The organism is Pseudomonas sp. MYb118 (genome assembly GCF_040947875.1).
Classification (GTDB): Bacteria; Pseudomonadota; Gammaproteobacteria; order Pseudomonadales; family Pseudomonadaceae; genus Aquipseudomonas.
Genome location: NZ_JBFRXN010000002.1, coordinates 622536 through 635313, shown reverse-complemented (window position 1 = coordinate 635313; position 12778 = coordinate 622536). Strand labels below are relative to the sequence as shown.

Annotated in this window: 11 protein-coding genes and 1 other RNA gene; 10 read left to right on the top strand and 2 right to left on the bottom strand. The window is 62.8% G+C overall.

Features of this window, described 5'->3' with window-relative positions; genetic code table 11:
- Positions 1 to 57: 57 nt before the first annotated feature.
- Together ABVN20_RS08660 and ABVN20_RS08655 are read right to left on the bottom strand one after the other, a co-directional pair.
- Positions 58 to 414: a YraN family protein gene (locus ABVN20_RS08660; RefSeq protein ID WP_368555244.1), complete on the bottom strand. Its 357-nt coding sequence runs from the start codon at positions 412 to 414 to the stop codon at positions 58 to 60.
- Positions 414 to 2225: a penicillin-binding protein activator gene (locus ABVN20_RS08655; RefSeq protein WP_368555243.1), complete on the bottom strand. Its 1812-nt coding sequence runs from the start codon at positions 2223 to 2225 to the stop codon at positions 414 to 416. The genes ABVN20_RS08660 and ABVN20_RS08655 overlap by 1 nt, the downstream gene beginning before the upstream one ends.
- Before the next feature lie 209 nt (positions 2226 to 2434).
- Between ABVN20_RS08655 and rsmI the strand changes: the two genes are divergently transcribed.
- From rsmI to murD, 10 genes are all read left to right on the top strand, one after another.
- Positions 2435 to 3307 carry a 16S rRNA (cytidine(1402)-2'-O)-methyltransferase gene (rsmI, locus tag ABVN20_RS08650; protein ID WP_368555242.1) on the top strand — a complete coding sequence of 291 codons (873 nt, stop codon included), beginning with the start codon at positions 2435 to 2437 and terminating at the stop codon, positions 3305 to 3307.
- A 75-nt stretch (positions 3308 to 3382) separates the two neighbouring features.
- Positions 3383 to 3736: RNase P RNA component class A (gene rnpB, locus ABVN20_RS08645), an RNA gene on the top strand.
- A 354-nt stretch (positions 3737 to 4090) separates the two neighbouring features.
- Complete coding sequence (gene mraZ / locus ABVN20_RS08640; protein WP_368555241.1) at positions 4091 to 4546, top strand: division/cell wall cluster transcriptional repressor MraZ; 456 nt, start codon at positions 4091 to 4093, stop codon at positions 4544 to 4546.
- Positions 4547 to 4548: 2 nt separating this feature from the next.
- The gene (gene rsmH / locus ABVN20_RS08635; RefSeq protein WP_368557682.1) at positions 4549 to 5490 is read left to right on the top strand and encodes a 16S rRNA (cytosine(1402)-N(4))-methyltransferase RsmH; all 942 of its coding nucleotides are present in this window, start codon (positions 4549 to 4551) and stop codon (positions 5488 to 5490) included.
- Complete coding sequence (ftsL, locus tag ABVN20_RS08630) at positions 5487 to 5780, top strand: cell division protein FtsL (protein ID WP_368555240.1); 294 nt, start codon at positions 5487 to 5489, stop codon at positions 5778 to 5780. Before rsmH ends, ftsL begins: the two co-directional genes overlap by 4 nt.
- Positions 5780 to 7519, top strand: coding sequence for a peptidoglycan D,D-transpeptidase FtsI family protein (locus tag ABVN20_RS08625; protein WP_368557681.1), 1740 nt, complete (start codon positions 5780 to 5782; stop codon positions 7517 to 7519). Before ftsL ends, ABVN20_RS08625 begins: the two co-directional genes overlap by 1 nt.
- Entirely contained in the window at positions 7519 to 8982 is a 1464-nt protein-coding gene (locus ABVN20_RS08620; RefSeq protein ID WP_368555239.1) for a UDP-N-acetylmuramoyl-L-alanyl-D-glutamate--2,6-diaminopimelate ligase, read from the top strand. Before ABVN20_RS08625 ends, ABVN20_RS08620 begins: the two co-directional genes overlap by 1 nt.
- Entirely contained in the window at positions 8975 to 10342 is a 1368-nt protein-coding gene (gene murF, locus ABVN20_RS08615) for a UDP-N-acetylmuramoyl-tripeptide--D-alanyl-D-alanine ligase (protein WP_368555238.1), read from the top strand. The genes ABVN20_RS08620 and murF overlap by 8 nt, the downstream gene beginning before the upstream one ends.
- Positions 10342 to 11424: a phospho-N-acetylmuramoyl-pentapeptide-transferase gene (mraY, locus tag ABVN20_RS08610; RefSeq protein ID WP_368555237.1), complete on the top strand. Its 1083-nt coding sequence runs from the start codon at positions 10342 to 10344 to the stop codon at positions 11422 to 11424. The genes murF and mraY overlap by 1 nt, the downstream gene beginning before the upstream one ends.
- Before the next feature lie 6 nt (positions 11425 to 11430).
- Positions 11431 to 12777, top strand: a complete 1347-nt coding sequence (murD, locus tag ABVN20_RS08605) for a UDP-N-acetylmuramoyl-L-alanine--D-glutamate ligase (RefSeq protein ID WP_368555236.1) — start codon at positions 11431 to 11433, stop codon at positions 12775 to 12777.
- Position 12778 lies beyond the last annotated feature (1 nt).

Here is a 12778-nt window from a genome sequence, read left to right as displayed (position 1 = left end):
CCGCAAAGCAAAGAGCAAAATTGTTGGGTGGAGGTGTCTGGCGCAGGACGCCGATAATCAGCTGTCGAAGGCATTCTGCAGCCAGTTCAACTGATCGTGATCGCTGTCGATGGCAACCACGTCGAAACGGCAAGGGGAATTGGCCCAACGCGACTCGCGCTGAAGAAAATACTGCGCGGCAATGATCAGTTTCTGTCGTTTGCGCTCATCAATGCTATCGAGCGCGCCACCCCATTGAGTGTTTTTTCTGTAGCGAACTTCAACGAATACTACTGTATCGCCCTCCAGCATGACCAGATCAAGCTCGCCGCGTTTACACAACCAGTTCTGCGCCAGCAGGCGCAGACCCTGTTGTTGCAGATGCTCGAGCGCGTGGCGCTCGGCATCCTTGCCGCTTTGCTGGCGGTCCGGCATCAGCGCGGGGTGTTCGGCAGGCGCTGGACCTGGCCGTTGACGAACTCGGCCCATGGCAGCTGACGCACCACACGCTGGTTCTGGGTCATGCCCAGGCTGCCCGACTGGCCTTCGATGCGGCTGTCCGGCAGGGCCTTGAGTTGCCCCAGGCGCGGCGCCAGGCGGTAGGCGTCGACACCCATCGCGTACAGGCGGCCGAGGCTGCCGGCAGCTTGTGGCCATTGTGCGGTCACTTGCTTGCGCAGCGGGTCGTTGACATCCAGCAGCCATGGGGTTTCGCAGAAGCGAATGCCGTTCATGTCGTTGTACTGGTTGACGTCGCCACTGGCGCTGAACACGTGGGAGGTGGCGTAGACCGGTACGTCGCCTGCGTATTGGAAGTTCAGGGTCGGCTTGATCTGCTGGGCCTGCTGAGGCGTGGCAGCGAGGAAGATGAACTCGATGTCCTGGCGACGCGATGGCTGGGCAGCGACCTGCGAGCCGACGGTGCTTTGCAGGCTCTTGGCGCGGCCTTCGCTCTGGCGCAGCTGGAACATGTCGGCAATCTGCTGGGCCAATTGCACAGGCTGGTCGACCCGTTCGGTGGCCACCACGCTGCCGCCGTTGGCTTGCCAGTCCTGGCTGAATGCACGCAGGACGCGGTCGCCCCATTCGCCTTTCGGCACCATGATGGCGGCGCGATGCAGGCCGTCGGCGCGAGCGCGGCGGGACACTTCGCGGGCTTCGTCTTCAGCGGCGAGGCCGAACTGGAACAGTTGCGCCGGACCCTGCTCACCCTCGCTGTAGTTCAGTGCCAGGGTGGTGATCGGCAGTTGCGGGCGGGTGCTCAGTTGCTTGACCAGTGGCTTTTCCAGCGGGCCGACCACCAGTTGCACGCCATCGGCCTGTGCCTTGCGGTAGAACTCGTCGAGCGAGGTCAGGCGCGAGCTGTCATAGAAGGCAATGGCGGGTGGCTTCTGGCCGGCCTGTTGCGCCTGGTAGTGAGCCGCCATGAAACCTTCGCGCAGCGCTTTGCCCACCGATGCCAGCGGGCCGTCCTGTGGCAGCAGCAGGGCAATCTTGCTCAGGGGCTGGCTGGCCAGTTCCTTGAGATTGGTCAGCGCTTGCGGCAACTGGGCGGCGGCCGGGTGTTTCGGGTTCTGCGCACGCCAGTTGTCGATGGCCGCTTGCTGTTGTTCCAGGGTGCCGGCGGACTTCACGGCCAGCGCCAGGGCCATCCAGCCGCTGAGGTCGTCGTTGCCGGTCGGTTGCAATTGCTCGGTAGGCAGCGAGGCGATCAAGGTCCAGATGGCTTCGTGATTTTTGCTGGCGGCTTCACCGCTGAGCATCGGCGCGATGAAGATGCGCTCGCGTGCGGCGGCCAGTGTCTGGCCGTCGGCTTCCAGGGCGCGGGCATGCACGGTGCCGGTGCGCACCTGCTGCTCGACCGGCAGTTCGCCCAGTTGCTGCATGCTTGGGTGGCTCAGGGCGCTCAGCGCGGCTTTCGGCTGATTGCGGGTCATGGCCAGTTCGGCGGCCAGGGTGCTGGCGAATACCTGCTGGCCGGGCTTGAGTTGCTCGACCGGTACCTGTTGCAGGATTTGCGCGGACTGGCCGGCATTGCCCTGGCGATAAGCCAGGTCAGCCGCACTCAGGCGATACAGCGCAGCCTGTTCCGGCGTTTTGCTTTTGCTCGCCTGATCGAGCAGTTGCTCGATGCTGGCATCGGCGGTCCGTGGGATTTCGTCCAGGCTGGAGGAAGGCGAGCTGGCGCAGGCCGCCAGCAGGGCAGCGAGGCAGAGGGCAGTAAACAGCCGCAGGCAAGCGATCATGTAGTGTTCCTGATACTCGATCAAATTAGCGTGGAATTGTACCCAAGCACTGGCCGGGGCGCGATGTTACTGGCGTGATTCGAGCAAATTAGCTCACGCCCATGTCGCTGCACGGCATGAATCAGCAAAAAAACCGCCGCCGCTGGCGCCTGTCGAAAGCGTCGCTACACGTTACAATGGCGGCTTTTACCGATCATGAGGTGTGCGCTTTGACTGCCCAGGGTGCTTTGAATTCCGCCGTCGGCTCGCTTTATGTGGTGGCGACGCCCATCGGCAACCTGGACGACATCAGTGCGCGTGCGCTGAAAATCCTGCGCGAAGTGGCTTTGATCGCCGCCGAAGACACGCGCCATTCCCAGCGACTGATGCAGCATTTCGGTATTGCCACGCCGCTGGCGGCCTGCCACGAGCACAACGAACGCGACGAAGGTAACCGCTTCATCGCCCGCTTGCTGGCGGGTGACGACGTGGCGCTGATTTCCGACGCCGGCACGCCGCTGATTTCCGATCCGGGTTATCACCTGGTTCGCCAGGCGCGCGCCGCGGGGGTCAATGTGGTGCCGGTGCCGGGGGCCTGTGCATTGATCGCGGCACTGTCGGCGGCGGGCCTGCCGTCCGACCGTTTCATCTTCGAAGGTTTCCTGCCGGCCAAGGCTGTCGGGCGACGCGCCCGCCTGGAGCAGGTCAAGGAAGAGCCGCGCACGCTGATTTTCTACGAGGCGCCGCATCGCATCCTCGAGTGCCTGCAAGACATGGAGGCGGTGTTCGGCCCCGAGCGTCCGGCCTTGCTGGCGCGGGAGCTGACCAAGACCTTCGAAACCCTCAAGGGGTTGCCGTTGGCCGAGTTGCGCGGGTTCGTCGAGGCGGACAGCAATCAGCAGCGCGGCGAGTGCGTGGTGCTGGTCGCCGGCTGGTCGGCCCCCGAGACCGAGGACGCCGTCAGCAGTGAAGCCATGCGCATTCTCGACCTGTTGCTCGAAGAAATGCCGCTCAAGCGCGCCGCCGCCCTGGCCGCGCAAATTACCGGCGAGCGCAAGAATGTGCTTTACCAGGTGGCCCTGGATAAACAGAAAGGCCAGTGAAACCCGACGTGCAGCGGCGGCTGACGGCGTTTAGCGCTTGTTCTTCGGGCGCTCTGCCGTTAACCTTCGCGGCGGAGAGTCGATCGGACAGTCGCTGCCCTCTATGAAAATTAGAGGGGGGAGGAAAGTCCGGGCTCCATAGGGCGAAGTGCCAGGTAATGCCTGGGAGGCGTGAGCCTACGGAAAGTGCCACAGAAAATAACCGCCTAAGCGTTTCGGCGCCGGTAAGGGTGAAAAGGTGCGGTAAGAGCGCACCGCACGTCTGGCAACAGTTCGTGGCTAGGTAAACCCCACTTGGAGCAAGACCAAATAGGGTCCCAAGGCGTGGCCCGCGCTGGGACCGGGTAGGTTGCTAAAGATGTCCAGTGATGGCCATCGTAGACGAATGACTGTTCAAGACAGAACCCGGCTTACAGATCGACTCTCCACCTTTTCCCCTTCCTGTTTGAAACATTTGAGCAGGACGCCCGTAATGGCAATTTCCCTCCTTGTAAATGATTCGCAGAACCTCTCTGGTAATACCGAAAAAATCTTACTCTTAACAAATTACTTTAACTTCTGAATGCAGCCTTCTGTGCTGATTCGAATTGTTGTGCCGTTTCCTCCTCCAGATTCTCGTTACCCCTCCTGATGTGCTCCTAAATCTCAGTTCTGTAAGGGTTTTCCTTTAATCCGCGCCTTGACGGTGCAGTGGCCGCATTCCTATAGTGTGCACAAGTGGCGGAAAGTGGCATGAAGTGGGTTTTTTGAGCGCAAAACGCTAACATTTGGAGAAACGCTGACGTGTTTCGCGGAGCTAACGCTATCAGTCTCGACGCAAAGGGCCGTCTCGCCATGCCGAGCCGGTACCGTGACGAGCTCGTTTCGCGTAGTTCCGGGCAGTTGATCGTGACGATTGATGCCGTTGATCCGTGTTTGTGTGTTTACCCACTCGATGAGTGGGAAATTATCGAAACCAAACTGCGCGCACTGCCTTCGCTTCGCGAAGAGAACCGTCGCCTGCAACGTTTATTGATTGGTAATGCCGTCGACCTCGAACTCGATGGCAGTGGTCGTTTTCTGGTACCGCCGCGTCTTCGTGAATACGCCAAGTTGGATAAGCGCGCGATGCTGGTGGGCCAACTGAACAAGTTCCAATTGTGGGACGAAGATGCCTGGAATGCAGTGGCTGCTGCGGACCTGGAAGCTATTCAACAACCGGGCGCCATGCCCGACGAACTGCGTGATTTGATCCTGTGACTATTGATAGCGGCTTTAACCACATCACCGTACTGCTTGACGAGGCTGTCGAGGCCCTCGCCGTGCGTACTGATGGCTGCTATCTGGACGGCACGTTCGGCCGTGGCGGGCACAGTCGCCTGATACTCAGCCAGCTCGGGCCCGATGGTCGGTTGCTCGGATTCGACAAGGATCCTCAAGCGATTGCCACCGGGCAGACGCTAGCGGCCGAAGACGGCCGCTTTGTCGTTGTGCAGCGCAGCTTTGCCGAGCTGGGTGCAGAGGTCGCCGAGCGCGGTCTTGCGGGCAAGGTCAGCGGCATCCTGCTCGACCTCGGCGTGTCCTCGCCGCAGCTCGATGACCCTGAGCGTGGCTTCAGTTTTCTCAACGACGGTCCGCTGGACATGCGCATGGATCCGTCTCGCGGCATCAGCGCGGCCGAGTTCGTCAACACCGCACCGGTGGAAGAAATCGCCCGGGTGTTCAAGGAATACGGCGAAGAACGTTTCTCCGGACGCATGGCCCGTGCCGTGGTCGAGCGTCGTGACATCAAGCCGTTCGAGCGTACGGGTGACCTGGCCGAAGTGCTGAAAGTCGCCAACCCGGCGTGGGAGAAGGGCAAGAACCCGGCGACCCGCGCGTTCCAGGGCCTGCGCATTCACGTCAACAACGAACTGGGCGATCTGGAGGCCGGCCTCGATGCCGCCCTGGAGTGCCTGGAAGTCGGTGGTCGCCTGGTGGTGATCAGCTTCCACTCGCTGGAAGACCGCATCGTCAAACTGTTCATGCGCAAGCTGGTGAAAGGCGAAGCCGATAACCTGCCGCGCAACCTGCCGGTTCGTCACGTCGCTTTCGAACCGAAAATCAAAATCCATGGCAAGGCGCAGACCGCCTCCGACACCGAACTCAAGGCCAACCCTCGTGCTCGCAGCGCTGTGATGCGCGTCGCGGAGAAGTTGCGGTGAGCAAGCTTTTCGCCAAGCCACTGCCCGGCGGCAGCTTTTTCATGCTGCTGCTGTTTGTCGGCGTGCTCGTGTCGGCCATCGGCGTGTCGTATAGCGCCCACTGGAACCGCCAGTTGTTGAACACGCTGTACAACGAGTTGAGCGTGCGCGACAAGGCGCAGGCCGAGTGGGGCCGGTTGATTCTCGAACAGAGCACCTGGACCGCCCACAGCCGGATCGAAGTGCTGGCCACCGAACAACTGAAAATGCACATTCCCGGCGCGGCTGACGTGCAGATGGTGGCGCCATGATGAAGCTCGAAGGCGCACTGTTTCCCTGGCGGTTCCGCCTGGTGCTGGGCCTGCTCGGCGTCATGGTGGCGGCGATCTGCTGGCGGATCATCGACCTGCAGGTAGTCGACCGTGCCTTCCTGAAAGGCCAGGGCGATGCGCGCAGCGTTCGTCACATTCCGATTCCGGCGCACCGTGGCCTGATCACCGACCGTAACGGCGAGCCGCTGGCCGTCAGTACGCCGGTCACCACGCTGTGGGCGAATGCCAAGGAAATGCAACTGGCCAAAGAGAAGTGGCCGGCACTGGCGGCTGCCCTGGGTCAGGACCCGAAAGCCCTGGCCGAACGCCTCGAAGCACAAGCCAATAAAGAGTTCATCTACCTGGTGCGCGGGCTGACGCCTGAGCAGGGCCAGGCGGTACTCGACCTGAAAGTACCGGGCGTCTACGGCATCGAAGAATTCCGCCGTTTTTATCCGGCCGGTGAAGTCACGGCCCACATGGTCGGCTTTACCGACATTGATGATCATGGTCGTGAAGGGGTGGAACTGGCCTACGATGAATGGCTGGCCGGTGTGCCCGGCAAGCGACAGGTCATCAAGGACCGGCGCGGGCGACTTATCAAAGATGTGCAGGTGACAAAAAACGCCAAGGCCGGCAAGCCCTTGGCGTTGTCGATTGACCTGCGCCTGCAATACCTGGCCAACCGCGAACTGCGCAACGCGATCATCGAGAACGGCGCCAAGGCCGGCAGCCTGGTGATCATGGACGTGAAGACCGGCGAAATCCTCGCCATGGTCAACCAGCCGACCTACAACCCGAACAACCGCCGCAACCTGCAACCGGCGATGATGCGTAACCGCGCGATGATCGACGTGTTCGAGCCGGGCTCGACCATGAAGGCGATCTCCATGAGTGCCGCCATCGAAACCGGGCGCTGGAAGCCGAGCGACAGCGTCGAGGTGTATCCGGGTACCTTGCAGATCGGCAAGTACACCATCAAGGACGTGTCCAAGACCGAAGGTCCGGTGCTGGACATGACCGGCATCCTGATCAACTCCAGTAACGTGGGTATGAGCAAGGTCGCCTTCGACATCGGCGGTGAAACCATTTTCCGTCTGGCGCAGAAACTTGGCCTGGGCCAGGACACCGGCCTGGGCTTCCCGGGCGAGCGTGTCGGCAACCTGCCGAACTATCGCGAATGGCGCAAGGCCGAGACCGCCACGCTGTCCTATGGCTACGGTATTTCGGTGACCGCGATCCAGTTGGTCCATGCCTTCTCGGCGCTGGCCAACAATGGTCGCCTCGCGCCGCTGACCCTGATCAAGACCGACAAGGCACCGCAAACCACGCAAGTGCTGCCGGAAAACGTCGCGAAAACCATGCAGACCATGTTGCAGCAAGTGATCGAGGCGCCGCGCGGTGTATTCCGTGCCCAGGTGCCGGCTTATCACGTGGGCGGCAAGTCCGGTACCGCGCGCAAGACCTCGGTCGGCACCAAGGGCTATGCGGAAAACTCCTATCGCTCGCTGTTCGCCGGCTTCGGCCCGATGAACGACCCGCGTTACGCCATCGTCGTGGTCATCGACGAACCGACCAAGGCCGGTTACTTCGGTGGTCTGGTTTCGGCGCCGGTGTTCAGCAAAGTGATGTCCGGGACGCTGCGCCTGATGAACATCACGCCGGACAACCTGCCGCCGGTCCAGCAGGCCAATGCGGTTCCGCCCGTTCCACTGAAAGCCAATGGAGGGCGCGGCTGATGTCCCTGAGCCTGAACAAGATTTTCGCCCACGCCGGCCGCGACCTGCTGATTCGCGAGTTGACCATCGACAGCCGCAATGTGCGCGCCGGCGACCTGTTCCTGGCCGTGCCGGGCGGGCGTTTCGATGGTCGTGCGCACATTGCCGACGCCTTGCAGCGCGGCGCCGCTGCGGTGGCTTATGAAGTCGAAGGCGCGACCGTGCTGCCAATCACCGATGTGCCACTGATCCCGGTCAAGGGGCTGGCGGCGCAACTGTCGGACATCGCCGGGCGTTTCTACGGCGAGCCAAGCCGCCACCTGAACCTGGTGGGCGTCACCGGCACCAATGGCAAAACCAGCGTGACCCAACTGGTGGCCCAGGCGCTGGACCTGCTCGGCCAGCACTGCGGCATCGTTGGCACCCTGGGCACCGGTTTCTACGGCGCGCTGCAAAGCGGCCTGCACACCACGCCGAACCCGATTGCCGTGCAGGCGACCCTGGCCGACCTGAAAAAGGCCGGTGCCAAGGCCGTGGCCATGGAAGTGTCGTCCCACGGCCTGGATCAAGGTCGCGTGAGCGCGCTGGCCTTCGATGTGGCGGTGATGACCAACCTGTCCCGCGATCACCTGGATTACCACGGCACCATGCAGGCTTATGGCGAAGCCAAGGCCAAGCTGTTTGCCTGGAACGATCTGAAGTGCCGGGTGGTGAACCTCGATGACGATTTCGGCAAGCAACTGGCTGGCGAAAAACGCGAGTCGCGGCTGATTACCTACAGTTTGCTGGACCGCAGCGCGCACCTGTATTGCCGCGATGCGCAATTCGACGATGAAGGCGTGCGCGCCACCCTGGTCACGCCGCAGGGCGAACACCATCTGCGCAGCACCTTGCTCGGTCGTTTCAACCTGAGCAACGTATTGGCCGCCATTGGCGCCTTGCTCGGCCTGGACTACGCGCTGGACGAAATCCTCAAGGTCCTGCCGAAACTCGAAGGCCCGGCCGGACGCATGCAGCGACTGGGCGGCGGCGCCCAACCGCTGGTGGTGGTCGATTACGCCCACACCCCGGATGCCCTGGAAAAAGTCCTCACGGCACTGCGTCCCCACGCCAAAGGCCGCTTGCTGTGCCTGTTCGGTTGCGGCGGTGATCGCGATCGCGGCAAGCGTCCGCTGATGGCCGAAGTGGTGGAGCGCTTGGCCGATGGCGTGCTGGTGACCGATGACAACCCGCGCACCGAAGACCCGTCGGTGATCTTCGATGACATCCGCGCCGGTTTCAGCAACGTCGATAACGTGACCTTTGTCGCCGGTCGTGGCCTGGCCATCGCCCAGCTGATCGCCGGTGCCTCGGCCGATGACGTGATCGTCCTGGCCGGCAAGGGTCACGAGGATTATCAGGAGATCAACGGCGAACGCCATGACTTCTCGGATCTGGTCGAGGCCGATCGTGCCCTGACCGCGTGGGAGGTGGCGCATGCTTAAGCCTTTGAAACTCAGTGAGCTGACCAACGCCCTCAGCGGCCGCCTGGTCGGCAAGGACGCCACCTTCAACGGCGTCAGCATCGACAGCCGGGCCATCAAGCCGGGCCAGTTGTTCATCGCGCTGACCGGTCCGCGTTTCGATGGTCATGACTATCTGAATGAGGTCGCGGCCAAAGGCGCCGTTGGCGCGCTGGTCGAACGGGAAGTTTCTGACAGCACCTTGCCGCAACTGCAGGTCGGCGATACCCGCCAGGCGCTGGGGCAACTCGGTGCGTTGAACCGTGCTGCCTTCGACAAACCCGTCGCTGCCGTGACCGGTTCCAGCGGCAAGACCACGGTCAAGGAAATGCTCGCCAGCATCCTGCGTACGCGCGGGCCTGTGCACGCTACCCGTGGCAACCTGAACAACGACCTCGGCGTGCCGCTGACCCTGCTCGAACTCGCGCCGGAGCACAGCGCCGCCGTCATCGAGCTGGGGGCGTCGCGCCTTGGCGAGATTGCCTACACCGTCGCCATGACCAAGCCCCACGTGGCCATTCTCAACAACGCCGGGACCGCCCACGTAGGCGAGTTCGGCGGCCCGGACAAGATTGTCGAGGCCAAGGGCGAGATCATCGAAGGGCTGGCCGCCGATGGCATCGCCGTGCTTAATCTCGACGACAAGGCGTTCGATATCTGGAAAAAACGTGCAGCCGGCCGCAAGGTGCTGACGTTCGCCCTGACCAACAGCCAGGCGGACTTCCATGCCAGCGACCTGGCGACCGATGCCCGCGGCTGTCCGTCGTTCAAGCTGCACAGCCCCGACGGCGTGGAGCACGTTCAACTCAACCTGCTCGGCACCCACAACGTGGCCAATGCCATGGCCGCTGCCGCCGCCGCGCATGCCCTGGGCGTGTCGGCGTTCGGCATCGCCACCGGCCTGGGCGCGGTTCAGCCGGTCAAGGGCCGCACCGTCGCGCAATTGGCCCGCAACGGCATGCGCGTGATTGATGACACCTACAACGCGAACCCCACCTCCATGTGTGCCGCCGTCGATATCCTCGCCGGCTTTTCCGGTCGAACCGTCCTTGTGCTCGGGGATATCGGCGAACTGGGCGACTGGGCGGAGCAGGGGCACCGGGACGTGGGTGAGTACGCCCGTGGCAAGGTGGACGCACTGTATGCGGTCGGTCCGATGATGACCCACGCCGTGAAGGCTTTTGGCGACCAGGCCCGCCACTTTGGCACCCAGGCTGAGCTGATCGAGGCCCTCGGCGCCGAACAAGACACAAACACCACCATTTTGATCAAGGGTTCGCGCAGCGCGGCGATGGAAAACATCGTTGCGGCCCTGTGCGGGTCCAGTCTGGAGAAACATTAATGCTGCTGCTGCTAGCGGAGTATCTGCAACAGTTCTACAAAGGCTTCGCGGTCTTCCAGTACCTGACCCTGCGCGGGATTCTGGGTGTGTTGACCGCGCTGGTCCTGTCGCTGTGCTACGGCCCGTGGATGATCCGCACCCTGCAAAACCGCCAGATCGGCCAGGCCGTTCGTAACGACGGTCCGCAATCGCACCTGTCCAAATCCGGTACGCCGACCATGGGTGGCGCGCTGATCCTGTCGTCCATCGGCGTCAGCACCTTGCTGTGGGCGGATCTGAGCAACCGTTACGTGTGGGTCGTGTTGCTGGTGACCCTGCTGTTCGGCGCCATCGGCTGGGTCGATGACTACCGCAAGGTGATCGAGAAGAACTCCCGTGGCCTGCCGAGCCGCTGGAAGTATTTCTGGCAGTCGGTGTTCGGCCTCGCGGCCGCGATCTTCCTGTACAAGACCGCTGCCACGCCGGTGGAAACCACGCTGATCCTGCCGATGCTCAAGGATCACAGCATCGCGCTGGGCGCGGGTTTCATCGTCCTGACCTACTTCGTGATCGTCGGTTCGAGCAACGCGGTCAACCTGACTGACGGCCTCGACGGCCTGGCAATCATGCCGACCGTGATGGTCGGTGGTGGCCTGGGCATCTTCTGCTACCTGTCGGGTAACGTGAAGTTCGCCGAATACCTGCTGATCCCGTACGTACCGGGCGCCGGCGAGCTGATCGTATTCTGTGGCGCGCTGATCGGTGCGGGCCTGGGCTTCCTGTGGTTCAACACCTACCCGGCACAGGTCTTCATGGGTGACGTCGGCGCACTGGCGCTGGGCGCGGCCCTGGGCACCATTGCCGTGATCGTCCGCCAGGAAATCGTCCTGTTCATCATGGGCGGCGTGTTCGTGATGGAAACCCTGTCGGTGGTCATCCAGGTCGCGTCCTTCAAGCTGACCGGTCGTCGTGTGTTCCGCATGGCGCCGATTCACCATCACTTTGAACTCAAGGGCTGGCCCGAGCCGCGCGTGATCGTCCGTTTCTGGATCATCACCGTGATTCTCGTGCTGATCGGCCTTGCCACCCTGAAACTGAGGTAGAAACGCGTGTCCCTGATCGCTTCTGACCACTTCCGCATCGTTGTCGGCCTCGGCAAAAGCGGCATGTCCCTGGTTCGCTTCCTGGCGAACCGGGGCACGTCGTTCGCCGTGGCCGATACGCGGGAAAATCCACCGGAACTGGCCACGCTCAAGCGTGACTATCCGCACGTGGAAGTGCGTTGTGGCGAGCTGGACGTCGAGTTCCTGTGCCGTGCCGACGAGCTCTACGTGAGCCCCGGCCTGGCGCTGGCGACCCCGGCCCTGCAGGCGGCGGCTGCCCGTGGCGTGAAGTTGTCCGGCGACATCGAGCTGTTCGCGCGTCACGCGAAGGCGCCGATCGTGGCGATCAGCGGTTCCAACGCGAAAAGCACCGTGACCACCCTGGTGGGCGAGATGGCAGCGGCAGCCGGCAAGCGTGTCGCCGTCGGCGGCAACCTCGGCACCCCGGCGCTGGACCTGCTGGGCGACGATATCGAGCTGTACGTGATGGAGCTGTCGAGTTTCCAGCTGGAAACCACTGACCAGCTCAACGCCGAAGTGGCGACCGTGCTCAACATCAGCGAAGACCACATGGACCGCTACAGCGGCCTGCCGGCCTATCACCTGGCCAAGCACCGGATCTTCCGCGGTGCCCGGCAATTCGTGGTCAACCGCCAGGACGCCCTGACGCGTCCGTTGATGGGCGAAGGCCAGCCATGCTGGACGTTCGGCCTGGGCAAGCCTGATTTCAAGGCATTCGGTATTCGTGAAGAGAACGGCGAGAAATACCTGGCCTTCGAATTCCAGAACCTGATGCCGGTGCGCGAGTTGAAGATTCGCGGCGCCCACAACCAGTCCAATGCCCTGGCGGCCCTGGCCCTGGGACATGCCGTGGGCCTGCCGTTCGATGCCATGCTCGCGGCCCTGCGTACCTTCGCCGGCCTGGAGCATCGCTGCCAGTGGGTCCGTGACCTGGACGGCGTGAGTTACTACAACGATTCCAAGGCCACCAACGTGGGCGCCGCACTGGCGGCCATCGAAGGCCTGGGCGCGGACATCGACGGCAAACTGCTGCTGATCGCCGGTGGCGACGGCAAGGGCGCAGAGTTCAAGGACCTGCGCGATCCGGTGGCGGCCAACTGCCGCGCTGTGATCCTGATGGGCCGTGACTCCGACAAGATCGGCGCCGCCATCGGTGATGCCGTGCCCCTGATCCAGGCCGCTTCCCTGGTCGAGGCCGTGGAAAAGTGCCGCGCCGTGGCGCAACCGGGCGACGCCGTGCTGTTGTCGCCAGCCTGCGCCAGCTTCGACATGTTCAAGAATTACGAAGACCGTGGTCACCAGTTCGTCCGCGCAGTGGAGGATCTGGCATGAG

What these genes read in the sequence shown, in the direction of transcription:
- ABVN20_RS08660 (WP_368555244.1), bottom strand. Translation starts at nt 414, where the DNA reads ATGCCGGACCGCCAGCAAAGCGGCAAGGATGCCGAGCGCCACGCGCTC.
- mraY (WP_368555237.1), top strand. Translation starts at nt 10,342, where the DNA reads ATGCTGCTGCTGCTAGCGGAGTATCTGCAACAGTTCTACAAAGGCTTC.
- murF (WP_368555238.1), top strand. Translation starts at nt 8,975, where the DNA reads ATGCTTAAGCCTTTGAAACTCAGTGAGCTGACCAACGCCCTCAGCGGC.
- ABVN20_RS08655 (WP_368555243.1), bottom strand. Translation starts at nt 2,225, where the DNA reads ATGATCGCTTGCCTGCGGCTGTTTACTGCCCTCTGCCTCGCTGCCCTG.
- ABVN20_RS08625 (WP_368557681.1), top strand. Translation starts at nt 5,780, where the DNA reads ATGAAGCTCGAAGGCGCACTGTTTCCCTGGCGGTTCCGCCTGGTGCTG.
- ABVN20_RS08620 (WP_368555239.1), top strand. Translation starts at nt 7,519, where the DNA reads ATGTCCCTGAGCCTGAACAAGATTTTCGCCCACGCCGGCCGCGACCTG.